This window comes from Halopiger xanaduensis SH-6 (genome assembly GCF_000217715.1).
Classification (GTDB): domain Archaea; phylum Halobacteriota; class Halobacteria; order Halobacteriales; family Natrialbaceae; genus Halopiger; species Halopiger xanaduensis.
Window position 1 is genome coordinate 2,023,004 of the sequence record NC_015666.1, and the last position, 22,543, is coordinate 2,045,546.

At 67.1% G+C, this 22,543-nt stretch carries 22 protein-coding genes and 1 rRNA gene; 13 read left to right on the forward strand and 10 right to left on the reverse strand.

What is annotated here, in order from left to right; all coding sequences use genetic code 11:
- Positions 1-24 precede the first annotated feature (24 nt).
- Together HALXA_RS09870 and rrf are read right to left on the reverse strand one after the other, a co-directional pair.
- Complete coding sequence (locus HALXA_RS09870; protein ID WP_013880202.1) at positions 25-813, reverse strand: class I SAM-dependent methyltransferase; 789 nt, start codon at positions 811-813, stop codon at positions 25-27.
- A gap of 215 nt (positions 814-1,028) precedes the next feature.
- Positions 1,029-1,150, reverse strand: a 5S ribosomal RNA gene (gene rrf, locus HALXA_RS09875).
- Between the two features lie 230 nt (positions 1,151-1,380).
- On the opposite strand from rrf, the gene HALXA_RS09880 reads away from it, so the two are divergent.
- Positions 1,381-3,216 (forward strand): acetyl-CoA carboxylase biotin carboxylase subunit, encoded by a 1,836-nt coding sequence (locus HALXA_RS09880; protein ID WP_013880203.1) that lies wholly within the window; start codon positions 1,381-1,383, stop codon positions 3,214-3,216.
- Positions 3,217-3,659: 443 nt separating this feature from the next.
- On the opposite strand, the gene HALXA_RS09885 is transcribed toward HALXA_RS09880, so the two are convergent.
- Positions 3,660-4,811 carry a TIGR04053 family radical SAM/SPASM domain-containing protein gene (locus tag HALXA_RS09885; protein WP_013880204.1) on the reverse strand — a complete coding sequence of 384 codons (1,152 nt, stop codon included), beginning with the start codon at positions 4,809-4,811 and terminating at the stop codon, positions 3,660-3,662.
- Between the two features lie 148 nt (positions 4,812-4,959).
- Here HALXA_RS09885 and HALXA_RS09890 point away from each other — a divergent pair, with 148 nt between their 5' ends.
- Positions 4,960-5,319, forward strand: coding sequence for an Htur_1727 family rSAM-partnered candidate RiPP (locus HALXA_RS09890; RefSeq protein WP_013880205.1), 360 nt, complete (start codon positions 4,960-4,962; stop codon positions 5,317-5,319).
- A gap of 161 nt (positions 5,320-5,480) precedes the next feature.
- The gene (locus HALXA_RS09895; protein ID WP_013880206.1) at positions 5,481-5,951 is read left to right on the forward strand and encodes a type IV pilin; all 471 of its coding nucleotides are present in this window, start codon (positions 5,481-5,483) and stop codon (positions 5,949-5,951) included.
- 36 nt (positions 5,952-5,987) lie between these two features.
- Here HALXA_RS09895 and HALXA_RS09900 read toward each other — a convergent pair whose 3' ends face one another.
- Together HALXA_RS09900 and HALXA_RS09905 are read right to left on the reverse strand one after the other, a co-directional pair.
- Positions 5,988-6,290, reverse strand: a complete 303-nt coding sequence (locus tag HALXA_RS09900) for a CGCGG family putative rSAM-modified RiPP protein (protein ID WP_013880207.1) — start codon at positions 6,288-6,290, stop codon at positions 5,988-5,990.
- 108 nt (positions 6,291-6,398) lie between these two features.
- Positions 6,399-6,821: a MoaD/ThiS family protein gene (locus HALXA_RS09905; protein WP_013880208.1), complete on the reverse strand. Its 423-nt coding sequence runs from the start codon at positions 6,819-6,821 to the stop codon at positions 6,399-6,401.
- An 88-nt stretch (positions 6,822-6,909) separates the two neighbouring features.
- On the opposite strand from HALXA_RS09905, the gene HALXA_RS09910 reads away from it, so the two are divergent.
- Positions 6,910-8,301, forward strand: coding sequence for a hypothetical protein (locus tag HALXA_RS09910; RefSeq protein WP_013880209.1), 1,392 nt, complete (start codon positions 6,910-6,912; stop codon positions 8,299-8,301).
- A 34-nt stretch (positions 8,302-8,335) separates the two neighbouring features.
- Here the strand turns inward: HALXA_RS09910 and HALXA_RS09915 are convergent, their stop codons facing one another.
- Positions 8,336-8,602 carry a hypothetical protein gene (locus tag HALXA_RS09915; RefSeq protein WP_013880210.1) on the reverse strand — a complete coding sequence of 89 codons (267 nt, stop codon included), beginning with the start codon at positions 8,600-8,602 and terminating at the stop codon, positions 8,336-8,338.
- 289 nt (positions 8,603-8,891) lie between these two features.
- Between HALXA_RS09915 and HALXA_RS09920 the strand changes: the two genes are divergently transcribed.
- Positions 8,892-10,121, forward strand: coding sequence for an HD domain-containing protein (locus HALXA_RS09920; RefSeq protein ID WP_013880212.1), 1,230 nt, complete (start codon positions 8,892-8,894; stop codon positions 10,119-10,121).
- Between the two features lie 25 nt (positions 10,122-10,146).
- On the opposite strand, the gene ligA is transcribed toward HALXA_RS09920, so the two are convergent.
- Positions 10,147-11,847 (reverse strand): ATP-dependent DNA ligase LigA, encoded by a 1,701-nt coding sequence (gene ligA, locus HALXA_RS09925; protein WP_013880213.1) that lies wholly within the window; start codon positions 11,845-11,847, stop codon positions 10,147-10,149.
- 160 nt (positions 11,848-12,007) lie between these two features.
- On the opposite strand from ligA, the gene HALXA_RS09930 reads away from it, so the two are divergent.
- The 5 genes from HALXA_RS09930 to HALXA_RS09950 all read left to right on the forward strand — a co-directional run bounded on the left by HALXA_RS09930 (position 12,008) and on the right by HALXA_RS09950 (position 16,328).
- The gene (locus HALXA_RS09930) at positions 12,008-13,561 is read left to right on the forward strand and encodes a hypothetical protein (RefSeq protein WP_013880214.1); all 1,554 of its coding nucleotides are present in this window, start codon (positions 12,008-12,010) and stop codon (positions 13,559-13,561) included.
- Positions 13,562-13,661: 100 nt separating this feature from the next.
- Positions 13,662-14,654 (forward strand): 2-phospho-L-lactate transferase, encoded by a 993-nt coding sequence (gene cofD, locus HALXA_RS09935; RefSeq protein WP_013880215.1) that lies wholly within the window; start codon positions 13,662-13,664, stop codon positions 14,652-14,654.
- A gap of 1 nt (position 14,655) precedes the next feature.
- Entirely contained in the window at positions 14,656-15,414 is a 759-nt protein-coding gene (locus tag HALXA_RS09940; protein ID WP_013880216.1) for a tRNA-dihydrouridine synthase, read from the forward strand.
- Positions 15,415-15,518: 104 nt separating this feature from the next.
- Positions 15,519-15,923 carry a hypothetical protein gene (locus tag HALXA_RS09945; protein WP_013880217.1) on the forward strand — a complete coding sequence of 135 codons (405 nt, stop codon included), beginning with the start codon at positions 15,519-15,521 and terminating at the stop codon, positions 15,921-15,923.
- An 81-nt stretch (positions 15,924-16,004) separates the two neighbouring features.
- Positions 16,005-16,328 (forward strand): hypothetical protein, encoded by a 324-nt coding sequence (locus HALXA_RS09950; protein WP_013880218.1) that lies wholly within the window; start codon positions 16,005-16,007, stop codon positions 16,326-16,328.
- Between the two features lie 8 nt (positions 16,329-16,336).
- On the opposite strand, the gene HALXA_RS09955 is transcribed toward HALXA_RS09950, so the two are convergent.
- The 3 genes from HALXA_RS09955 to HALXA_RS09965 all read right to left on the reverse strand — a co-directional run bounded on the left by HALXA_RS09955 (position 16,337) and on the right by HALXA_RS09965 (position 19,613).
- Positions 16,337-16,813: a hypothetical protein gene (locus HALXA_RS09955; RefSeq protein ID WP_013880219.1), complete on the reverse strand. Its 477-nt coding sequence runs from the start codon at positions 16,811-16,813 to the stop codon at positions 16,337-16,339.
- A 304-nt stretch (positions 16,814-17,117) separates the two neighbouring features.
- Positions 17,118-19,022, reverse strand: coding sequence for a DHH family phosphoesterase (locus HALXA_RS09960; RefSeq protein ID WP_013880220.1), 1,905 nt, complete (start codon positions 19,020-19,022; stop codon positions 17,118-17,120).
- A 144-nt stretch (positions 19,023-19,166) separates the two neighbouring features.
- Positions 19,167-19,613 carry a universal stress protein gene (locus HALXA_RS09965; RefSeq protein ID WP_013880221.1) on the reverse strand — a complete coding sequence of 149 codons (447 nt, stop codon included), beginning with the start codon at positions 19,611-19,613 and terminating at the stop codon, positions 19,167-19,169.
- A 141-nt stretch (positions 19,614-19,754) separates the two neighbouring features.
- On the opposite strand from HALXA_RS09965, the gene HALXA_RS09970 reads away from it, so the two are divergent.
- The 3 genes from HALXA_RS09970 to HALXA_RS09980 all read left to right on the forward strand — a co-directional run bounded on the left by HALXA_RS09970 (position 19,755) and on the right by HALXA_RS09980 (position 22,369).
- On the forward strand, positions 19,755-21,170 hold the full coding sequence (locus HALXA_RS09970; RefSeq protein ID WP_013880222.1) for a GntP family permease: 1,416 nt from the start codon (positions 19,755-19,757) through the stop codon (positions 21,168-21,170).
- A 207-nt stretch (positions 21,171-21,377) separates the two neighbouring features.
- Positions 21,378-21,875 carry a Mov34/MPN/PAD-1 family protein gene (locus HALXA_RS09975; protein ID WP_013880223.1) on the forward strand — a complete coding sequence of 166 codons (498 nt, stop codon included), beginning with the start codon at positions 21,378-21,380 and terminating at the stop codon, positions 21,873-21,875.
- The gene (locus tag HALXA_RS09980; RefSeq protein WP_013880224.1) at positions 21,872-22,369 is read left to right on the forward strand and encodes an adenylyltransferase/cytidyltransferase family protein; all 498 of its coding nucleotides are present in this window, start codon (positions 21,872-21,874) and stop codon (positions 22,367-22,369) included. The genes HALXA_RS09975 and HALXA_RS09980 overlap by 4 nt, the downstream gene beginning before the upstream one ends.
- Positions 22,370-22,543 lie beyond the last annotated feature (174 nt).

The window sequence follows — 22,543 nt, forward strand, 5'->3', positions numbered from 1 at the left end:
CGTTTCGATCAATTCGCGTCTCGATCACGACCGTTCGGCGACCAGTGCGATCGCCCGTAACTGCTCCTCGTACCGCTCGAAAATTCGTCGCAGCGACCGCACTCGCCGTCGCGCCTGCGGTCGTCTGAGTAGGTTGTAGCCGATCCGCAGCGTCCCCAGCAGTCCCTCGTCCGCGAGCACGCGCCGCGGCTCGAGCAGCGCCATCGGCTCGAGGGCTCGCCACATGACGGTGAAGCCCGCGGACTCGAGGCGGTCAACCCAGCCGGACTCGGTGAGTGGCTGCGGCCGAACGTTGGCCACCTGCGCCGCCTCCCGTCGGATCCGGACCGCCGTTTCGTCGTCGACGCCGTCCGCGAGGGCGAGTTCGTGGACGCCGTACCGGCCGCCCGGCCGCAGTAATCGGCGGGCCTCCTCGAGGATCGCTCGCTTCCCGCCGTCGGGTTGCATGGTCAGCATCGCCTCGCCGTAGACGGCGTCTGCGCTATTGCGAGGCAGATCCGTGTCGGCGGCGTTTCCGACGACGATTTCGGGGACTGGCCGATCAATATTCTCGAGTTGCTTCCGAAGCCGCGCCGCCCGCTCGCGATCCAGTTCGATCCCCGTGTACGAGTTCGGGTTCCGATCGAGTGCGAGCCGTGCGGTCGCTCCGACGCCGGGCGCGAACTCGACGACGTCGTCCGCGGCCGCGATCGAGAGCGCCTCGAGCAACTCGCGGGTCAGCGCCTCGCCGCCGGGACGGAGCGTTCGCTTCCCGAGGGTGGCGAGCAGTTCGTGTGCCGGCTGGTTCGCGATCCGCGTCGACTTGCGGGTCATGTGGGGAGTCCGTCGGTACCGTCTCGAGCGCTGCTGTCCGACGTCCGGAACGTCGCCACCCTTGCCGTATCGCCGTTATGCCGAACATGCTCGTGTCCGTCCGCTTCCGGGGCGGACAGCTCGAGACCGGTGACGAACGGAGACTCGAGAACTGTAGACGCCGATCCGAGCCGGCGTTGCGACTGTCGGAACGGACGAGGAATAACGTATGAATAGTGAAGCGGCGAACCGACGTTCCCGGAGGCTCGCGCACTCCAGTACTTGCCGGGACGCAGGCGGGCTTAACTTCCGTGTTCGGGATGGGTACGGGTGTTTCCCCGCCGCTGTGGCCGCTTCAATGCCGACCCGCGGAGTCGAACCGCGGTACAGCCACCGTCGGTTTCCGCGTTCAGTACCTCGTTTCCGTTCCGCGAACGTAATGGTTTCGTTTCGAAACGACTGCACGAACGCGCCGACTCTCGAGCGCTCGAGAGGCTCGAGAGCGATGCGTTCGCGTGCGAAACGGTCTCGGAGAGCCGACCGGTTGCGAAAAAGTAAGGTAGTCGCCTCGCAACTGTTTGTACAGAAATGTTCAGGAAGGTCCTGGTGGCGAACCGCGGCGAGATCGCCGTCAGAGTCATGCGCGCGTGCGAGGAACTGAACGTTGGGACGGTCGCGATCTACTCGGAGGCGGACAAGAACGCCGGACACGTCCGCTACGCCGACGAAGCGTACAACGTCGGGCCGGCCCGCGCGGCCGACTCCTACCTCGATCACGAGGCCGTCATCGAGGCCGCGCGCAAGGCCGACGCCGACGCGATCCACCCCGGCTACGGCTTCCTCGCGGAGAACGCCGAGTTCGCCCGCAAGGTCGAGAACGCGGACGGAATCACCTGGATCGGACCTTCCAGCGACGCGATGGAGTCGCTCGGCGAGAAGACGAAGGCCCGGACGATCATGAACGAGGCCGACGTGCCCATCGTTCCCGGGACCACCGACCCCGTCACCGAACCCGAGGAGGTCAAGGAATTCGGCGAGGAGTACGGCTACCCCATCGCCATCAAGGCCGAGGGCGGGGGCGGCGGCCGCGGGATGAAGGTCGTCCGCGACGAAAGCGAGGTCGAAGACCAACTCGAGAGCGCCAAGCGCGAGGGCCAGGCCTACTTCGACAACGACTCGGTCTACCTCGAGCGCTACCTCGAGCAGCCCCGTCATATCGAGGTCCAGATCCTGGCCGACGAGCACGGCAACGTCCGCCACCTCGGCGAGCGCGACTGTTCGCTGCAGCGCCGCCACCAGAAGGTCATCGAGGAAGGCCCCTCGGCCGCATTGACGGACGAACTCCGCGAGAAGATCGGCGAGGCGGCCCGCCGCGGGGTCGCCGCCGCGGACTACACCAACGCCGGCACCGTCGAGTTCCTCGTCGAGGAGGAACCCGGCCGCGACGGGCCGCTCGGCCCCGACGCGAACTTCTACTTCCTCGAGGTCAACACCCGGATTCAGGTCGAGCACACCGTCACCGAGGAGATCACCGGCTACGACATCGTCAAGCGCCAGATTCGAATCGCCGCCGGCGAGGAGATCGACTTCGAGCAGGACGAGGTCACCTTCGACGGCCACGCGATGGAGTTCCGGATCAACGCGGAGAACGCCGCCCAGGACTTCGCGCCCGCGACAGGGGGGACCCTCGAGACCTACGACCCGCCGGGCGGGATCGGCGTTCGCCTCGACGACGCCTTGCGGCAGGGCGACGAACTCGTCACCGACTACGACTCGATGATCGCCAAACTCGTCGTCTGGGGCGAGGACCGCGACGAGTGCATCGAGCGCTCGCTGCGTGCCCTCCGCGAGTACGAAATCGAGGGTATCCCGACGATCATCCCCTTCCACCGGCTGATGCTCACCGACGAGACGTTCGTCGAGAGCACGCACACGACGAAGTATCTGGACGAGGAGATGGACCAAGAGCGGATCGAGGAAGCCCAACAGCAGTGGGGCGGCGACACCGGCGACGGCGGCGACGGCGAGGACGAGGAGTCCGTCGAGCGCGAGTTCACCGTCGAGGTCAACGGCAAGCGCTTCGAGGTCGAACTCGAGGAGCACGGCGCGCCGGCGATTCCGACCGGCGACGTCGAGGCCGGCGGCGGTCAAGCCCAGCCGCCCCAGCCGGCCGGCGGATCCAGCAGCGGCGACGCCGACGTCGCCGGCGAGGGCGAAACCGTCGACGCCGAGATGCAGGGGACGATCCTCGACATCGAGGTCGAGGTGGGCGACGAGGTCGCGGCCGGCGACGTGCTGGTCGTCCTCGAGGCGATGAAGATGGAAAACGACATCGTGGCCTCGAAGGGCGGCACGGTCGTCGAGATCCCCGTCGAGGAGGACCAGAGCGTCGACATGGGCGATACGCTGGTCGTCCTCGAGTAGATCGGATCGCTTCGGATTCGTTGTCGATTTTCTCAGCCGTCACCGGCCGGAACGTGTTCGGCTGAACGCTGAACTACCTTCGTTCGCAAGACGGGGATGCACGCGGTATCGAGACCCACCCTGCGAGCGGTCGACGGCGTCCGGACTCGTCTGCACGTGGTGCTGGCTCCGTCTTTGACCCATACGATCGATATCGCGTGCGCGGTCGGAAGCCGCGTACCGATCGGTTCGACCGTGCGGTCGGTGCGTCGATGTGCCGACTCCGCTCTAGAGCCATCGTCTTCCGCCGGTCGGCCCAAACCTGTGATCGACGGGTTCGAGAACCCGTCCGGTGGTTGTTCAGTCGGTCCGGGTCGACACGGTTCACGTTCGATCTTTTGTCCTGTCGTCTCCGTGGCCAGCGGTCCACTCGGCCCTCGAGTCCGACGAAAACGAGTACCCGATTAGTCGCCCGAAGCCGGCCGCTCGATCGTCGATGTCTCTTCCCACGGCAGCGGTCCGTCGTACTCCCCGGGAACGTACGGACAGAGCGGGTCGCTCGCGAGCGGATTCCCGGTGTGGGCGTAGGCCCGCGAGCGGCTGCCGCCGCAGACGTGGTGGTACGGACAGGCACCGCACTTCCCCTCGAGGTTGTCGCGATCGCGCAGCGACCGGAACAGCGACGAGTCGCGGTAGATGTCGGTGAGGGGTTCGTCGCGGACATTGCCGGCCGACTGCGGCAGGAAGCCCGAGGGGAAGACCTCGCCGGTGTGACTCACGAACGCGAAGCCGTCGCCGGCGATGATGCCGGTTCGGCGGCCGATGCCGTCTGCGGGTCCGTTTTCGGCGCTGGCACCGGAACCGGACCGAGGCCCGCCGCTCGAGCCGTCGGTCGCTCGCTGCATCGCGACCCGGCGGTACTGGGGCGCTTCGGTCGTCTTAACGCCGAACGGCTCCTCGTCGCTGACGTCGTTCAACCAGGCCATCACCGCGTCGGCCTCGTCGGGATCGATCGGCTCGAGGACGCGGCCGCGGCCGACGGGCACGAGGAAGAAGACGCTCCACAGGACCGCGCCGAGATCGCGCAGCAGCTCCCTGATCTCGGGGAGTTCGCCGACGGTCTGGCGGCAGACGGTTGTGTTCACCTGCACGGGGAGACCGGCCGCGCGGGCGTCCTCGACGGCTCGCACGGTTTCCTCGAAGCTCCCGTTCTCGCCGCGGAAGTCATCGTGGGTCGCGGCCGACGCGCCGTCGAAACTGACCGCCATCCGCTTCAGCCCGGCGTCGGCCAGCGCCTCGATGCGGTCGGCGGTCAGCGAGTGGGTCCCGCTGGGCGTGATCGTCATCCGGAGACCCAGGTCGGTCCCGTAATCGACCAGTTCCTCGACGTCGTCGCGGACGAGCGGATCGCCGCCCGAGAGGACGACTAACTGCCCCTCGCCGAACTCGGCGGCCTCCTCGAGCAGGCGCTTTCCCTCGGCCGTCGAGAGTTCGTCGGGGTGGCGTTTCTCCTGCGCGTCGGCCCGGCAGTGGTCGCAGGCGAGCGCGCAGGCCTGGGTGACCTCCCAGATGAGGACGAACGGCCGCTCCGACGTATCGACGTGACCTGGTCTCATTGCCCGGTACTTGCGAGCGACCGACGGAAAGTCGCACTCTCGTTCTCACCGGTCGGGAAGACGCGAACGCGTTCGCCCGATCGACGACGTGTTCCCAGCCGCTGGGAGTTTGGGGAACGATCTTCCTCGCCGTTTCGTACCGTCGAGTATGGTCGAGAAGGCGCGCCGTGCGAAGGTCGAATACGACGACTCCGAATCGCCGATCCCGCAGTGGGAGGTCTTCGTCCGCGACGAGGAGGGCGGTCCGCTGCGCCACGTCGGCAGCGTCGCCGCCGAGAGCGCGACGGACGCCCACGAACAGGCCTCGAGGCTGTTCGGCTGGTATTCGGTCGACCTCTGGGTCTGTCCGGCCGACGAGGTCGTCCGGTTCTCGACGCGGGCCGTCGACGACGAGGCGGCCGATCCGGACGCGGACGACGATGGAACGACAGACGACACGGACGACGGGAGCGAGGAACCGCGCGTGTACAAGGAAACCGCCGGCGTCTCCGACGTAAATAGTTTGTAATCCGCCGGCAGCAGGTTCGTGGTTTCCGTCGGTCGTTGGCAGTCTACGAGTAGGATAGCTGACGTTGACCGCCGGTCAACCGCCACTATTCAATTCGTATATCAGTCCTGAACGCTGATATTCCGCGTATAACAATGCCGGTTCTCTACGGAGGACCGGTAATGCGCTCCGTGTCGCTATCCGACGACCGAACCGCCGTCTCGTCCGTCGTCGGCGTCCTCCTTCTGATCGCGATCACCGTCGTCCTGGCCGGCGTCGTTCACACGTTCGCGTTCAGTCTCGCGGACGACACCCTCCAGACGTATCCGACTGCCGGCGTCTCGATCGACGCCGACGCGGACTGTGACGACGAGAAGGCGACGGGCCTCGTTGCGACCCACGTCGCCGGGGATTCGATCCCCGCTAACGAACTCTATCTAGAAACCACCAGCGACGACCCCGATCTCTCGGGTTCGTGGGCGGCGCCGGACGAGTACGCGACCGCCGGCGTCGACGACGGGACGGTGAGCGCGGGCGATACCGCGACCGTCTGCGCCAAAGAGGATGCTCTCGAGGGGACGACGGTGCAGGTCGTCTGGCGGGCGGAGTCGGACGCTCGATCCCTCGTCTTGGCGGAGCGGGACGGCAGCTAAGCTCGAGTGGCTGCGCGGCCCGCCGCGTCTCGGGTCTCAGTCCCGAACGTGCGCGCGAGTTACGTGACCACCGCAGCCACACTGGTCGACGTACTCGAGGTCGACGTTCTCGAACGCGGCCTCGAGTTCGTCCCAGAGGTAGGTTTCGGGGTGGCCGTGGTCGCCGTGGGTCACGAGGTTGACGTGGTAGCCGCTCTCGGTCGCCTCGACCGCGTCTTTGGCCTGCTCGACGACGAGGTCGCGGTCGGCCGCGTGTCGGGGCTGCTCGAGGTTCGCGGACCAGGAATTTTCGTGGTCGCGCCGCGTCACCGGTTCGACGTCGCTGACGTCTTCGGCCATACGGAACCGTCGGCGCTCGACGGCGCTAAGGGCTGAGCCGAACCCGTTCGGGCGGCGAACCGGTGGTATCCGTCGGTGACCGGCAGTCGGCGGTCCCGTGGCGTCCCGTCAACAGCAGAACATGAACGGGTAGATCAGCGCCACGCGGTCGCCGTCCTCGAGTTCCGTCTGGAACCCGTCCAGCAGTTCGTTGAACTTGCCGTTGACGCAGACGCGAGCGTAGGTGCGGGTCTGTTCGCCCTCGGGGTTCTTGCGCCAGGTCCCCGGCAGTTCCTCCGGCGGCTCCGCCCAGCCGTGGGCCGTCGCCTCCTCCTCCGTTTCGGCGATCAGCAGGTCCTCGACGTCGTACTCCGCGAAGAAGGCCTCGAGGAACGCCTGCAATCGGGTTCCCTCGAAGGTAAACTCGAGTTCGTGGGTGCCGACGGCTTCGCGGACGTGGCCGGTGCAGCGGACGGTAACGGTGGTCTCGGGAGTAGTTTCGCCGGTGTGATCGACATCGGTCGCCTGGTCGTGGGTAGCTTCGGCCGTCATATCCGGTCGTACGACGTTGCGGGGCGAAAACTCGACTCCGAACGTGTTCGGGAGTAATCGAACGACGATCGAGAGCGAACGATCGCGTATGAACCGGATGCCTGGCGGGTTACGGACCGATCAGCAACCGCCGACGGCGATCCCGTTTCGCCACTTCGTGCTCGCGCTGGCGTTTCTGGTCGCCGGTGTCGTCGGCGGAACGGTCCTGACCGTCACGACGCTGCCCGGACTGTCCGAGCTCGCGTTCGTCCACGTCGTTCTGCTGGGGTGGATCGCCGTGACGATCATGGGCGCGATGACCCAGTTCGTCCCCGTCTGGTCGGGCGTCTCGATCCACTCGCGCCGGCTCGCCGTCGCACAACTGTGGCTCGTCGTCGTCGGCCTGCTGGGCTTCGCCGGCGCCCTGCTCGCCGGCGAACTCGTGTGGCTTCCGGTCGTCGCCGCGCCAATCCTGCTCGGTATCTGGCTGTTCGTCTACAACGTCGGCCGGACGCTGCTGGGCGCGCGGCCGCTCGGCTTTACGGAGCGCCACTTCGCGCTCGCGCTCGCGTGTTTCGCCCTCGTCGCACCGCTGGGGTACCTGCTCGCGGTCGATTTCACGCGCCCGGCGTTCGACGCGGTGGCGCTCGTTCGCGGCGACGTCCGCCTGCTGCACGCCACGCTCGCGCTGTACGGGGCGCTGCTCGCGACCGTCCTCGGCGCGCTCCTCCAGCTCACGAAGATGTTCGCCCAGTGGGAGCTCGGCGCGCTCGAGGACCGCCTCCTGCAACTCGAGCAGGCCCTCTTTCCGACCGGCCTCCTCGCGTTCACGGTCGGACGCGCAGCCGGTACTGACCTCGTCGCGCAGGTCGGTGCGATGGCTCTGCTGGCCGGCCTCGTCGCGTTCACGGTCGTCGTCGTCCGCGCGCTCGCGGGATCAACCGCTGAGCGCTCGCCCATGACCGACCGGTACTGGGTCGTCGTCGCGTCGCTGTACGCGTGGGCGTTCCTGACGGTTCCGGCGTGGTGGCTCGAGCCGACCGGCGAGACGGTGTTCGGTCACCCCGACGCGGCGAACGTCCTGATCTTCGGCGTCTTCGGCTTCGTCGTCGTCGGCTCGCTCTACCACATCGTTCCCTTCATCATCTGGCACGAACGGTACAGCGACCGGCTAGGGTTCGAACAGGTCCCGATGATCGACGACCTCTACGACGACCGCCTCGAGCGGGCGGACTTCGCGCTCACGGTCGTCGCGCTCGTCGGACTCGCGACCGCGCCGCTGTTCGACCTGCCGGCCGCCGTCACGGTCGGAAGTGCAGTCCTCGGGACGGCCGGCGTCGTCCTGTTCGTCTCGAACGTGCTACTGACGATCCACCGGCACGGGCCGAACGGGCTCGCTGGCGTTCTCATGACCGGAGACCGGCTCGAGTCCGAGGAGGGTGCGGACGACCTCGAGGACGGCGTCGGCGACCTCGGCGATGTCGAGGTTGAGGGCGACTAAGGCTGCTGAAACGGCCTCGAAAGCCGAGGGCCGGTTACTGAACGCCCCCTTCCGATCTCGACCCGACTCGAATCAGCGAGTGAATCTTGTCGTAGCGAATGCTGGCCCCCTCGAGGGTCTGACCGTCGAGCTCGAGATAGCCGGGTTCGAAGCCGGTGACTTTCCCCTCGTGTTCGGGGTCGTCGGACCCGGTCCGGTCGGCCTCCCAGATTTGGACGACGTCGCCGACGTCGACGTGCTCCTGCACGAGTGCTTTGGCTCGCGAGTCGTCGGCGTCGGGCGGAATCGTAAGCTCGGTCATCGTCCCGGTCCACGCCGGCCACGGGGGTAAACGCCGTCGCGTCAGGTGACGGGCGCTTTTGAGGCCACGCGTCTCGGTCGCGGTCGCTGTCTCCGCGAGGGTCACTCCCACTGCGTCGAGATATACAGCAGCGCGATCAAACAGAGGATCACGATGACGAACAGCGCCACCGTCATCACGAACGGATCGAGCATAGCGGAGGTTCGGAGGGGGCGATGAAAGTGCTGTCGATCATCCGACGGCAGTTCCGTTCCGTCGGTTTTTGTACGATCGAGACAAACTACCGACAATGAAAGTCATCAAGGACAGCGTTCACGACCACCTTCAGGTCGAGGGCGTCGCGCGGGACCTCCTCGATACGCCGCCCGTCCAGCGGCTCCGGGGCATCCGCCAACTCGGCACCGTCTCGCTCGTCTATCCCTCCGCGAACCACACCCGCTTCGAGCACAGCCTCGGCGTCTACCATCTCGCCTGCAAGGCCCTCGAGCAGCTCAACGTCGAGGGGGCGCAGGCCGAACGCGTCCGGGCCGCCGCCCTGCTGCACGACGTCGGCCACGGGCCGTTCAGCCACAACCTCGAGCCGCTGACCCACCGGCGGACGGGCCGGTACCACGACGACGTCGACCACCTGATCGCGGACGGCGCGGTCGGCGACGTCCTTCGGGACCACGACCTCGAGCCCGAGCGGATCGCGGGGCTGATCGCCGGCGAGGGCCGGTTCGGCCAGCTCGTCTCGGGCGAACTCGACGTCGACCGGATGGACTACCTCGTCCGGGACGCCCACCACACCGGCGTTCCCTACGGGACGATCGACCACGAGCGGCTGGTCCGGGAACTCACCTTCGTCGACGGCGAACTCGTCCTCGACGAGGGGAACGTCCAGGCCGCCGAGAGCCTGCTGGTCGCGCGGGCGCTGATGAACCCGACCGTCTACAGCCACAGCGTCGCCCGGATCAGCAAGGCGATGTTGCGGCGGGCGGCCGAGCGGCTGCTCGAGCGGACCGACACGGACGCCGAGACGCTACAGCGGATGGACGACGCCGACCTGATCGTCGCCTTGCGCTCCTGTGAGGACACGCAGGAGTTCTCCCGCCGGCTGGACGAACGCGATCTGTTCAAGCGGGCGGTGTGGGCCGAGATCGACGACGTCCCCGGCGGCGTGATCGAGAGCGACCACGGGGCGGTCCGCGAGTTCGAGCGCGAGATCGCCGAGCGAGCCGCGGTCGATCAAGAGTGTGTCATCCTCGATATCCCGGGCCGACCGTCGATGACGGAGTCGACGACGCGCGTGATGGTCAACGGCGACATCCGCCAGTTGGGCCAGCAGTCGCCGCTCGTGGAAGCCCTGCGCGCGGCTCAGTACTCCCAGTGGCGCCTCGGCGTCTACTCGCCGCCCGAAATGCGCGAGCGCGTCGGCCGGGCTGCCGTCGACGTGCTCGGCCTCGATATCGAGGGCGCGCTGGTCAGCGAAGTGCGGGACGGACTGGATACGACACTGGATCAGTTCGTGGACGACTAACGGCGGCGAACGGAGAATTCGAACGTCAGGACCGCAGCGCCTCGACCCGCTCGAGCGTGTCCGCGTCCTCGGGTTCCTTATCAGAGCGGACCGCCAGGAATCGCGGGAATCGCAGTGCATAGCCCGACGAGTAGGTCGGCGAGGTCTGGATCTCCTCGTAACCCACCTCGAAGACGACCGCCGGCTCGAGGTCGACGTCTTGGCCGTCCTCCGCGGCGATGTGGGGCTCGAGCAGCTCCGTCAGCTCTTCGAGCTTCTCGTCCGTGATGCCGGTCGCGACCTTGCCGACGGTCTCTAAGTCGTCGCCGTCCCGCACCGAGAGTTCGAAGGTCCCGAGGAAGTTTGCGCGCCGACCTTCGCCCCACTCGGCGCCGGTGACCACGCAGTCTACGGTCTCGACGTCGGGCTTGCGCTTGCGCCAGTGTTTCCCCCGGCGGCCCGGCGAGTACGTCGACTCGGGATTCTTGAGCATGATCCCCTCGTGACCGGCCTCGAGGGCGTCGGCGTCGATCGCCTCGATTTCGTCGGGGTCGTCGGTGGTCCAGAGCAGGGAGAGGCCTTCGACGTCGCGCTCGTCTTCCGTCTCGGTTACGGCGTCGGGATCCTCCGCCAGCACCGCCCGCAGCCTGTCGTGGCGCGCCGTCAGCGGCTCCTCGAGCAGATCCTCGCCGCCTGCGTGCAGACAGTCGAAGAAGACGGGTCGGACGGTGACCTCCTCGCGGGCCTTCTCGACGTCGTGCTTCCGGCGGAACCGCTTGAGCACCTCCTGGAAGGGGAGCGGCCCCCCGTCGTCGTCGACGGCGACGACCTCGCCGTCGAGGATGACCGGTTCCTCGAGCGTCTCGTCGGCGTACTCGAGGACTTCGGGGAGGGCGTCGGTGACTTCCTCCATGTTGCGGGAGAAGACGCGGGTCGTATCGTCGTCGGGGGCGTGATGCAGTTGAATGCGAGCCCCGTCGTACTTCCACTCCACGGCGGCCTCGTCCCACTCCTCGAGCGCGTCGGTGACGGTGCCGGCCTGCGCGAGCATCGTCTGGACGGGCCGGCCGATCTCGAGATCGATTGCCTCGAGCCCCTCGAGTCCCTCGTCGCGGGCGATGCGGGCGACCTCGCCGTAGTCGTTCGAGACCTGCAGGGCCCGTTCGACCTCCTCCTCGGGGACGTCGAAGGCCTCGGCGACGGCGTCTCGGACGGCCCCCTCGCCGACGCCGATGCGCATCTCCGAGAGGACGAGTCGCGCGAGGTAGCGGGCTTCCTCGCTCGAGCAGCGGTTAAAGAGGCCGAAGAGGAGGTCGACCTTGCGGTCCTGGCTGCCCGATCCTTCGGCGGCCGCGAGGTCGCAGAGGGTCTCGTAGACTTCGCGGACGGTGAGGTCGTCCTCGCCGCCGTCGCCGCCGGTGAACGCGCCCAGGCCCTGCTGGCCGCCGAAGTCGTAGCTGGCCGCCACGTCGCCGATCTCGCCCGTCTCCGCGAGCCGGTCCTCGACGTCGTCGGCGTCGACGTTCGTCCCGGCTGCGCGGGCGATCGCCTCGTAGCACGCGCTCGGGCCGATGTCGAGCGTCGTCGAGTCCCACGCGGGGAAGACCCGTCCCTGGACGAACCGGGCGACGATCTCGAGGTCGGCTTCCGCGTCGCGGAGCAGGTCGGTGACGTGCGCGACGATCTCGAGGTCCGCGGGCTCGGCTTCGATCGCGGCGGCGCGGTCGGCGAACGTGGCGAACTGCATCGGCGGACGCTACTGCCGGCGGGAGTAAAACGGTTCTGAGACGCGGGCGACCACCGTTCGCGAGTGCGGGCCTGCGAGTAATCCCTCGGCTGTGCCTCGTGGCGAACGGACTCGAGGGGCGGATTTAAAGGCGGTCGCGTCCGCACTCTCGAGTAAGACAATGCCCGAGGAAGAACTCGCGTCGCGGGTCGCAGACGTGCTTTCGGTCGACGCCGAGGCGTATCAAGCGCAGGCTGCGGCCGACGCCGAGGTCATCAAGGAGGGAGTCGAGGACGGCGTCTTCGACAACCCCCAAGCGATCGTCGGCCTCGAGTACGAGTTCTACGCGGTCAAGGACGACGACTGTGCGCTCCGACGGGTGCCCCGGCGGCTGCTCGAACTCATCGGGTTCGAGAAGGAACTCGGGCTGCACAACGCGGAGATGACGACCAGCCCGCAGCCGCTGAACGCCGACGGGATCGTCGCCCAGGAGTCGGAGGTCAAGGCCCGGCTCCGGACGGCGCTGACGGTCTCCGAGTCGGAGGGGATGCGGCTGGTCAGCGACGGGCTCTGGACGATCCCGCCGGAGGGCGAGGACGCGCGGACCTACCTGACCGACAGCGTCGAGCGGACGGCGACCGCCGAGGACGGCAGCGAGCGTTCGATCCGCGTCGCGACGAACATGAGCGACTCGGCCCGGTACCACGCGATGGCCAACACCGACCAGGCCCAGGCTGCGGGGATGCGCATCGAGGCGCCCCACGTCTCCCTGCAGGCCGACACCGTCATGCCCGAGAGCCTCATCACGTCGATCCAGCCCCACTACCAGGTCCCCCACGCGGCCGATCTCCCGGACTACTTCAACTACGCGCTGCGCATCGCGGGGCCGCTGCTCGCGCTCGGCGTCAACTCGCCGTTCTTCCCGCCGGACCTCTACGACGAGGACGCGAGTCCCGAGGACGTCCTCGCGGACGGCTGGATGGAACACCGTATCAGCGTCTTCGAGACCGTCCTGAACGATCCCACCACCGGCGAGGGGAAAGTGCGATTCCCCCGCGATCTGGCGACCGTCGACGAGGCGATCGATCGCGTCGCGGGCGACGACACGATCGTCCCGATGCCCGTCGAGGAGGGCGAGCGGTTCGACGACCAGTTCCCCCACTTCCGGCGCAAGCACGGCACCTACTGGCGGTGGGTCCGGCCGGTTTTCGGCGGCCCGACCCGTTCGGCGGCCAACGCCCGCATCGAGTTCCGCCCCATCCCCGCTCAACCCACGGTGCGCGACGGCACCGCCTTCCTCGCCGCCTTCGCCGGCCTGCTCCAGAGTCTCACCCGCCTCGAGCACCCCGTCCGCGAACTCGACTGGCCGGTCGCCCGCGAGAACTTCTACGCCGCGATGGTCGACGGCCTCGAGGCCGACCTGACCTGGATCACCAACGACGGCAAGGAGACGACCGACACCCTCGAGCTCTACGAGGACCTGCTCGCCCACGCCGAGGACGGACTGACCTATCGCGGCCTGAACGAGGAGGAAGCCGCGAAGTACCTCTATCCGCTTCGGCGGCGGGTCCGCCAGCGCGTGACGCCGGCGAGCTGGAAACGCGAGCAGGTTCGCGCCGAGGTCGAGGACGGCGCGTCCCTCGCCGAGGCGATCACGACGATGCAGCGGCAGTACGTCGACCGCCAGCGCGAGACGCTGCTCGAGGGGAGTTTCGCGGACTGGATCGGCGACTGAGTCCGAGTGCGGACCGGCCCGGCGGGAGCCCCACGGCCGACGAGCGGCCGCTCGCGAACAGCCAAAAGCGATTAAGTAGCCACGCTCGAGAGTGTAGCGTATGGTAACCTTCCTCTCCGGGGGCACCGGGACGCCGAAGTTGTTAGACGGCGCTGGGGCCGTGTTTTCGCCGGAGGAGACGACGATCGTCGCCAATACGGGCGACGACATCGAGATCGGCGGCCTGTTCGTGTCGCCGGACGTCGACACGCTGCTCTTTCAGGGCGGGGGCGTCCTCGACCGCGAGACGTGGTGGGGGATCGCGGGCGACACGCACCGGACGAATTCGGCGCTGATGGAGCTCGCCGACGCCGCGGGGCTCCCCGAGGGGCCGCAGTACCTCCCCGAAGACGCACAGACGGCGGGGCGGGACATCGCGAACTGGCGGCGCTTCTCCGGGATCGCCGAGTTCATGACCATCGGCGACCGCGACCGGGCCGTCCACATCACGCGCACCAGCCTCCTCGATCAGGGCCACACGCTGAGCGAGGCCACCCAGCGCCTCGCCGACGCCTTCGATCTCTCCGTCGACCTCCTCCCGATGAGCGACGACCCCGTGGCCAGCCTCGTCCACACCGACGAGGGCATGATGCACTTCCAGGAGTACTGGGTCGGCCGCCGCGGCGAGCCCGACGTCGAGAACGTCGAGTTCCGCGGCTCCTCGACCGCCGAGCCCGCGCCCGGCGTCCTCGAGGCGCTCGAAGACACGGTCGTCATCGGGCCGTCGAACCCGGTCACGAGCATCGGTCCGATGCTCGCGCTGCCGGGGGTCGCGGATTCGCTCGCACAGACGACGGTCGTCGCGGTGTCGCCGTTCCTCGGGGACGAGGCCTTCTCCGGGCCGGCAGAGGACCTGATGGAGGCGGTCAACGCCGAGCCGAGCACCGAGGGGCTGGCGACCGCGTACCCCTTTGCCGACGCCTACATCGTCGACGAGGGCGACGACGTCGAGTTCGACCGGCCGACGATCCAGACTGATATCAAGATTGACTCGCCCGAAGACGCGAAGCGCGTCACTCGAGCGATCGAGCAGGCGATCGAGATCGTCAGTTAGCATGTCTGAACTCGCCTTCACCCCGCCGCTCGCGCTCGCCAGCCTCAGCGGCGAGGCCGACGCCGAGTGGGCCCGCGCCGGCGCCGAGTACGCCGAGGCCGCCTTCCTCGGCGGCATCGCCCTCGACGCGAACTCGAGAGCCGCCGCGCGCGAGCTCGTCGAACGCGACCGGAACGAGTTCCTGCCCCCGGAGCCGCTCGAGTTCATCGACCGACAACTCGCCGCCCTCGAGGACGTCCCGATTCAACCGGGGTTCAACGTCCGGAGCGCGACCCGCGAGCCGATCGCCGACGCGGCGCGAGTCTGTCGCGACCGGGGCGCCCTCCTCGAGATCAACGCCCACTGCCGGCAGGACGAACTCTGCGCGGTCGGCTGCGGCGAGACGCTGCTGCGCGATGCGGACCGCCTCGCTGCATATGTCGAAACGGCCGCCGAAACTGGCGCAACCGTCGGCGTCAAGGTCCGCGCCGAGGTGTCGGACGTCGACCTCCCGGCGCTCTCGCGGCGGCTCGAGGACGCGGGTGCGGCGTTCGTCCACGTCGACGCGATGGACTCCGAACCCGTGATCGCCGACGTCGTCGACGCGACCGACCTGTTCGTGATCGCCAACAACGGCGTCCGCGACGACGAGACCGTTCGGGAGTACGTCGACTACGGCGCCGACGCCGTCAGCGTCGGCCGGCCCAGCGACAACCCGGCGGTGCTCGAGCGCGTCCGTTCGGCGGTGGAGCGACGGCTCAGCGTCGAAGCGAGTCCCTAAGTCGAGTTCGACTCCCGTCCGGCCCGTAATTCAACCGGTAACCGCCGCGAATAATATCAATCCGGCAATAACTATTATCGGGTCGGCGTGGCTCTGTCCAGGGGATGACGGAACTCATCGAACGGACAGACGAGTACACGATCGAACTGGACGAGGAGCAGGGCGTCCCGATTTTCACGTACAACGCATTCGTCTCCGGAGAGGAACTCCGAGATATCGCCCGTACGTGGGCGGATTTCATCGCATCCGAAGACGCTGACCAGTACGTCGTCAACACCGAGTCGATCTCCGCACATGACGACGCCGACAAGCGCTGGCTCGCCGAAACGTGGATCCCGGATCTGATCGACCACGGTGTCCGCCACGGGGCCGGCGTCTACGCCGATTCGGCGATCGCGAGCATGGACATGGAAGAGATCGAAGGCCAGTTGAACGCGATCGATCCCGACTTCGAATACCGTATCTTCGGCTCGGACGACGACGCGCTCGAGTGGCTCGCGGCGCAGTAAGCAGGAAGCCGCGAGCACCGCGTTCCTCGATCGACCGCTCGAGAGGAAAGGACTAACGGGCGCGCTCGCTTGCATCCGAGCATGAGCCTCGACGATCTCAACGAGGAGATTCAGGCATCGTACTCCGAATTCGGCGACGAGCTGTCGATCGACCTCGACCGCGAGACGCGAAACGAACTCGCGCTGCTCGAGACCGCCCTCGATCCCGAGGAAACGGACGAACTCGTCCGGCGGGCGATCCACATGCTCTTTCAGTCGACCGTCGAGACGGGGAACCTCGATTTCCACCTGCGCTCGGCGTACGACGTGACCTACGACGAGTACCTCTCAGGAATGACCTTCGACCAGATGACCGGCGCCGATCAGTACCCGACGATGGACGACGAGCGCCGGTACCAGTTCTAACTGGCTGCTTACTCGGTCGGCCCCGGCTGGGGCGGTAATCGGACGGCTGCGATCCAGAACCGGACGAGCAGCCGCATCGTCCTGACGAACTCTTCTTTCTCTTCGTCGGCCGGATGCTCGACGACCGCGTTGGCCCGCCGGTCGTAGGCGCGCCGGACCGCCGTCGTGGGCGCCGTCGTCGGGAGACAGACGACGAGCGGAATTCGCGCGAGCGCCGCGTCGTCGGCGATCGTCTCGAGGACCGAGTCACCGTTCAGCAACGTCGACGGCTCGGTCCGGAGGACGACGAGCCCCGGCTCAGGGGCGTCCTCGTATTCGCCCCGCTGCCGGAGGAAGTCGAGACACGCGGCGTCGTCGTGAACGACGTGCAGCGAGATGTCGTCCCGTTCGGCCCGGAAGGCGCGTTTCGTTCGCTCGATCCGGTCGCTCGAGGAATCGACGAGGAGTACGTCCGGCGGGTCGGTGGGGTCGTCGCGATCAATCATCGGAGTCGTCTATGCTGCAGTGGAGTCGGTGTCGGCGAGGTGTAGTCAGGACGGGTCGGTACTGTGGTCGCTGCTCCGGTGCTGGTATCGGTTCCAGTTCTGGGGCCGGTAGCGGTGCCGAAGCCACATTTGAAACTGCGGTCGGTCGCTCACGCCTCGGGTCCGAGCGGCGTCGCACTCGAGCAGCTATTTTCCCGTCATTCCGTGTAATCCTTCGGACTGCACGCGACGCGACTGGAGTGATCGTGGCGCCCGATGCGGATGCGGACACGGATCGTCGCCTCGACCGCAGTCTGAGCGTCACTTAATCGTCGATCGGCGCGGCGCTCGAGAGCGCCTCGTCGAGTTCGGCTTCTTCCATCTTCTCGACCAGCGCCTCGATCACTTCCTCGCGCTTTCCCTTGACGAACTTGATCGAGCCGACGACGAGGTGGCCGCCGCCGGAGACGCCGCCGCCGGGGACCTCCGCCTCGAGTTCCGAGACCATCTGCGGGATGTCCAGGCGGACGCCGTCACTGCGGAGCACGGCGAAGTCCGGTCCGTAGCCGACCGTGATGACCGGGTCGCCGGTCTCCTCGATCTTGCGGTCGTGGATCTCGCCGGTCGTCTTGCCCGGCGCGGGGTAGGTAAAGCGGTGGGCGTGGTTCTCGACGTCGATCCGGTAGAGGTGCGCGCCGTTGTCCAGTTCCTCGTGCTCGAGGTGGGGCATCGCGGCCGCGAGCTGCTCGTCGACCTCCTCGCGGGCGCGGTCGGCGAAGAAGTCCACGAGCTTGCGGTGGCGGTCCTCGTCGTCGCTGTCGATCTGGAGCAGGTCCTGGATCAGCTGGTCGCCGGAGTTGTAGCGCAGCCAGAAGGCGGCGTAGTCCAGCGCTTCGCTGACGTCCTGCAGCCGTTCTTCGTCGTACCCTTCCTCGGCGGCCAGCGCGAGATAGTCTTCCATCGCGTCGGCCTTCGAGCGGTCCGAGAGGCCGGCGACGGCGGGGACGTGGCGCAGTTCCTCCGTGAGGTCGGGGTAGATCATCCGCGCGAGTTCGACGCAGAGCATCCCCGTCGTGATCCGGTAGTCCTCGTCGTGGAGGTAGGGGTTGACGTGGGCGTCGAGCAGGTCGCCGACCGCGTCGGGGTCGGGGTGGTGGTGATCGATCGCGACGATCGGGATGTCGTAGTGGGCCAGCGTCTCGTAGGCCGGGACGTCCTCGGCCGTCGAGCCGTTGTCCAGCATGAGCAGGAGCGGCAGTTGCTGGCCATGCTTCTCGCGGTCCTCGAGCGCGAAGTTCAGATCGCGCGTGGCGTCTTCCATCTCGTAGAACGGCGCCTTCGCGGGGAGGCGCTTGATGAGGTGTCGCGGCGCGTCCTCGTCCTCGTGGACCTCGGCGATGAATCGCTCGAGGGCGATCTGGACGGGGACGGCGGCGCACATCCCGTCGCCGTCGGCGTGGTGGCGCACGCGGATCGGGCGCCCTTCAAGGACGGTCCGCCGGAGTCGCTTGGCGACCTCCTCGAGGTTGGGCCGGAGTTTCTCGAAGGCGGGCCAGTCGATCAGCGGTTCGACCTCGTGGGGTTCCGCGCGTTCCTCGAGGGCGGTCTCGATGCGCTCGCGGGCGTCATCGGCGTCCTGGCCCTCGAGCTTCGAGAGGCCGTCGACCTCGATCTGGACCGATCCCTCGCGGTGTTCGGGGGTGCCGGTCACGCGGACGACGTCGCCGACCTCGACCGAGGGGTAGGCGCGGACGCCGGCCTCCTCGAAGGCCGCGCAGGGGACGACGCCGTACTCGTCGGCGACGTGGAAGATGGTCGGGCCGCCGGTCTGTTTGACCTGCACGACCTCGCCCTCGAGGTGGATCTGCTCGCCGACGTTGGCCTCGAGGCGGTCGGTGCCCGTCAGCGCGTAATCGTGGGAGACCTCTCGGAGCGTGTAGTCGTCGAGTTCGACCGGTTCGAAGGCCATGTCGCCGTTGTCGCGGACGCTCTCGAGTTCGACGACGAGTTCGTCGCCGACGGCGAAGGTGCCCTCGAGGACGGATTCGTGGACGAGACCGGAGACGGATTCGGAGAGATCGACGAAGACGCCGTAGTCGACGATGCCGTTAATTTCGGCGAGATAGGGCTGGTCTTGCTCGAGATCGTCTGCGGTGCAATCTGCATCGAGATCGTAGACGACGGAATCCCCGTCGTCCGCGCCGGGTTCTCCGGCGGACGCTCGTGTCATCTTGGTACGTCGTTTGGGGGTGGCCGCGTATAACCCTTGTCAAGAAGGCCTGGGTGCGGCGCGAGGGGGGTGCAGTCGACAGCGAATACCAACGGTGTTCGCGACCTCGCGAATCCGGGCTCCGGATCCCAAGTCGGAGCCCGATTACTCCGTCAGCACGGTCACGGGCCCGTCGAACTCGAGCAGCACCCGCTGGGTCGCGTCGCCGAACAGCGCCTTACCCGTCGGCGACCGCTCGCGACCCGGGAGGTAGACGTGATCGCAGTCGTGTTCGTCGGCGGCCTCGAGGATAGCGTCGGCTTTCTCGCCGACGTAGCCGGCCGTTTCGTACTCGATGTCGAACGTCGACAGTTCCTCCTCCGCGAGGTCCTGTGCGAACTGTCGAGCGCCCTCGCGCGCGTCGTCGGTCGTGTACGTGCCGCCCGAACTGGCGATCGACGACATCGCCTGCTTGCGCGCGGCGTACTCCTCGTCCGTCGTCGCGTGGATCAGGACGACGGCTGCGTCGCCGGCTTCGGCGAGCGATCCTGCCATCCGTGCGAGTTCCGTGGCCGCTTCCGTCGGTTCAGCGACGACAAGTGCTCGGTCCATGTCCGGCCCTGTGAGTGTAAATACGTAAATATATGTGGGTATTAGTTAGTGGTATTCGAGTAACATAATGGAAAATTATAGATTGTTGCATCTATACCATAAAATATACCAATAATTCTTTGAGAACGTAGCTGGTGAACGATGTTCATACCACTACAGGGTGTTGAGTTTTCACACAGCCCACTGCTAACGTTCTTCATCGGACTGTTAGTTGTCGTGGCACTGCTCGTCTGGCTCGACTTTCCGGCGTTCATCGGGTTGATCCTCGCCGGCTTTACCGTCGGCGTGGTCAATGCGGTCTTCGTGCCGGATTTCGGACCCGCTGACGCCGCGACCGAAGTCGCGGGAGCGTTCGGTGACAACATGACCGGGATCGGTATTCCGATCCTCGCCGCCGCCATCATCGGCAAATCGATGCTGGAAAGCGGCGCCGCACAGCGTATCGTCCGCGGGTTCCAGAACCTGCTCGGAAAGGACAACTCCGACATCGCGCTGCTCGGCAGCAGTTCCGTGCTCGCGATTCCGGTCTTCTTCGACAGCGTGTTCTACCTCATGGCGCCGCTCGCCCGCTCGATGCGCGCTCGCGTCGGCCGAGACTACACGCTCTTCCTCGTCGTCGTCGGGGCCGGTGCGGCGACCGCACACGTCTTCGTGCCGCCGACGCCCGGCCCGCTGGCCGTCGCTGCGCAGGTCGGCAGCGACCTCGGTGTGACTATCTTTATCGGCCTCATAACGGCGATTCCGGCCGTGACTCTCGCGGGCCTCGTCTACGGCCGCTGGATCAACGCCCGGCTCGACATTCCGCTGCGCGACACCATGGCGACGACCACCGAGGAACTGCAGGAGGTTGCCGACCGACCGACCAGTTCCCTGCCCGGCCTGCTCGCGTCGCTCTCGCCGATTCTGGTCGCCGTCGGCCTCATCGGTTCCTACACCGTCGTCGACTCGTTCCAGGACGTCCTCCCGGCGCTCGGTTCGATCGAGCCGATCGTCGTCTTCGTCGGCGACAAGAACGTCGCGCTGATGCTCGCGGCCGTCGTTGCCGCCTACGTCCTCTACAGCCACAACGAGATGACCTCGAGCGAGTGGAGCGAGGAACTGACCGAGGCCCTCAAAAGCGGCGGTAACATCGCCGCGATTACGGCCGCCGGTGGGGCCTTCGGTGCGATGCTCGCCGCCTCCGGCATCGGCGACTATCTGGCCGGCATCCTCCAGGAGTTCGGTATCGGACTGCTGATCACCGCCTGGCTCATCGCCGCGATCGTCCGCATCGCACAGGGGTCGGCGACCGCCGCGATGCTCACCGCGGCCGGGATCATGGCGCCGCTGACCGGCCAGCTGTCGGTCAGCGCCGCGTACCTCGTCATGGTAATCGGCGCCGGCGGAAACATCTGCTCGTGGTACAACGACTCCGGCTTCTGGCTGGTCAAGGAGATCGGCGGCCTCACGCAGGAGGAGACGCTGAAAACCTGGACCGTCCTGACGACGATCATCTCCGTCTCGGGGCTGATTACGACGCTCGTCGTGTCGTCGATCATCCCGTATCCGTTCGGGTAATTCGGGGACGGTACCCGGAGTCCGGTACCGCTCTCGAGTATCGCCGTTTTCTCCTTCAGTTCGTTCCGAACCCTTTTTCGTCGCAGTTCAGGCCGCTCTCGCTCGAGTCGAACGACTCGAGCGACGAGTCGGCCGCGCTGCAGTCGGATTCCCGCGCGGAGTCGGCGCATCGGAACGTTTAGCAACCGCAAGCCCGGACGTGGTGACATGGGGCTGCTCGACGCGCTGTTTCGCTCGAACGAGATCCTCGGCATCGCCGAGGAGACCCTCGAGTTCGCCATCGAGTCCTCGGAGGCGGCCCACCCCGACGAGTACATGGGCTTTCTGCGCGGGACCGAAGCGGATCAGTTGGGGCTGGACCGCGACGGACTCGTCATCACGGACATCCTGGTGATTCCGGGCACCGAGTCCAACAGCGTCAGCGCGACCGTCAAGACGAACCAGATTCCGAACGACGTGAAGGCGTTGGGCAGCGTCCACTCCCACCCGAACGGCGTCCTCCGGCCCAGCGACGCTGACTTAGGAACCTTCGGTCGCGGCAGCGTCCACATCATCATCGGCGCGCCGTACCGCCGGACTGACTGGAAGGCTTTCGACTCCCAGGGACAGCGGACGACCCTGAACGTCATCGACGTCGAACTCCCCGAAACCGAGGAGTTCTTCGACTTCACGCAGGCCGATATCGACGAGGAGTTGCGAGGATGACGGCGGACGATACTGACGATGGCGGACGCGGCCGCGAGCGAGACGGCGGCAGCGAGGACGGGAAGCCCGCACGAACCGTCATCGCCCAAGGCACCTTCGACATTCTCCACCCCGGCCACGTCCACTACCTCGAGGAGGCCGCGGCGATGGGCGACGAACTGATCGTTATCGTCGCCCGGAAGGCGAACGTCGACCACAAGGAGCAGCCGATCTGTCCCGCCACGCAGCGCCGGGACGTCGTCGGCGCGCTCGAGGCCGTCGACGAGGCGATCCTGGGCCACGAGGAAGACATCTTCGTCCCGATCGAGGAGATCGATCCCGACGTGATCGCGCTGGGCCACGACCAGCACCACGACGAGTCCGCCATCGAGGCCGAACTCGAACGCCGCGGGGTCGACTGTACGGTCGAGCGCGCGAGCGGTCGCGACCCCGAGGCGGGAGAACTCCTCTCGACGCGCCACATCATCGATCGCGTGCTCGAGCGCCGCGGGTAGTCGTTCGGTCCGTCGACGCGTCGACGGGTCAAACTGGACTCCGACGGTTATCGTCCCGCCGGCGGTGAGTGAGCCGTAGCCGGCCCTCGCCGTCAGTTCTCGATGATCGCTGCTGGCGGCGGCAAGCACAGCGAGTCGACAGTATGGCCTGTCTCGACGAAGTGCTCGATCGCT

What these genes read in the sequence shown, in the direction of transcription:
- HALXA_RS09870 (WP_013880202.1), bottom strand. Translation starts at nt 813, where the DNA reads ATGACCCGCAAGTCGACGCGGATCGCGAACCAGCCGGCACACGAACTG.
- HALXA_RS09880 (WP_013880203.1), top strand. Translation starts at nt 1,381, where the DNA reads ATGTTCAGGAAGGTCCTGGTGGCGAACCGCGGCGAGATCGCCGTCAGA.
- HALXA_RS09885 (WP_013880204.1), bottom strand. Translation starts at nt 4,811, where the DNA reads ATGAGACCAGGTCACGTCGATACGTCGGAGCGGCCGTTCGTCCTCATC.
- HALXA_RS09890 (WP_013880205.1), top strand. Translation starts at nt 4,960, where the DNA reads ATGGTCGAGAAGGCGCGCCGTGCGAAGGTCGAATACGACGACTCCGAA.
- HALXA_RS09895 (WP_013880206.1), top strand. Translation starts at nt 5,481, where the DNA reads ATGCGCTCCGTGTCGCTATCCGACGACCGAACCGCCGTCTCGTCCGTC.
- HALXA_RS09900 (WP_013880207.1), bottom strand. Translation starts at nt 6,290, where the DNA reads ATGGCCGAAGACGTCAGCGACGTCGAACCGGTGACGCGGCGCGACCAC.
- HALXA_RS09905 (WP_013880208.1), bottom strand. Translation starts at nt 6,821, where the DNA reads ATGACGGCCGAAGCTACCCACGACCAGGCGACCGATGTCGATCACACC.
- HALXA_RS09910 (WP_013880209.1), top strand. Translation starts at nt 6,910, where the DNA reads ATGAACCGGATGCCTGGCGGGTTACGGACCGATCAGCAACCGCCGACG.
- HALXA_RS09915 (WP_013880210.1), bottom strand. Translation starts at nt 8,602, where the DNA reads ATGACCGAGCTTACGATTCCGCCCGACGCCGACGACTCGCGAGCCAAA.
- HALXA_RS09920 (WP_013880212.1), top strand. Translation starts at nt 8,892, where the DNA reads ATGAAAGTCATCAAGGACAGCGTTCACGACCACCTTCAGGTCGAGGGC.
- ligA (WP_013880213.1), bottom strand. Translation starts at nt 11,847, where the DNA reads ATGCAGTTCGCCACGTTCGCCGACCGCGCCGCCGCGATCGAAGCCGAG.
- HALXA_RS09930 (WP_013880214.1), top strand. Translation starts at nt 12,008, where the DNA reads ATGCCCGAGGAAGAACTCGCGTCGCGGGTCGCAGACGTGCTTTCGGTC.
- cofD (WP_013880215.1), top strand. Translation starts at nt 13,662, where the DNA reads ATGGTAACCTTCCTCTCCGGGGGCACCGGGACGCCGAAGTTGTTAGAC.
- HALXA_RS09940 (WP_013880216.1), top strand. Translation starts at nt 14,656, where the DNA reads ATGTCTGAACTCGCCTTCACCCCGCCGCTCGCGCTCGCCAGCCTCAGC.
- HALXA_RS09945 (WP_013880217.1), top strand. Translation starts at nt 15,519, where the DNA reads ATGACGGAACTCATCGAACGGACAGACGAGTACACGATCGAACTGGAC.
- HALXA_RS09950 (WP_013880218.1), top strand. Translation starts at nt 16,005, where the DNA reads ATGAGCCTCGACGATCTCAACGAGGAGATTCAGGCATCGTACTCCGAA.
- HALXA_RS09955 (WP_013880219.1), bottom strand. Translation starts at nt 16,813, where the DNA reads ATGATTGATCGCGACGACCCCACCGACCCGCCGGACGTACTCCTCGTC.
- HALXA_RS09960 (WP_013880220.1), bottom strand. Translation starts at nt 19,022, where the DNA reads ATGACACGAGCGTCCGCCGGAGAACCCGGCGCGGACGACGGGGATTCC.
- HALXA_RS09965 (WP_013880221.1), bottom strand. Translation starts at nt 19,613, where the DNA reads ATGGACCGAGCACTTGTCGTCGCTGAACCGACGGAAGCGGCCACGGAA.
- HALXA_RS09970 (WP_013880222.1), top strand. Translation starts at nt 19,755, where the DNA reads ATGTTCATACCACTACAGGGTGTTGAGTTTTCACACAGCCCACTGCTA.
- HALXA_RS09975 (WP_013880223.1), top strand. Translation starts at nt 21,378, where the DNA reads ATGGGGCTGCTCGACGCGCTGTTTCGCTCGAACGAGATCCTCGGCATC.
- HALXA_RS09980 (WP_013880224.1), top strand. Translation starts at nt 21,872, where the DNA reads ATGACGGCGGACGATACTGACGATGGCGGACGCGGCCGCGAGCGAGAC.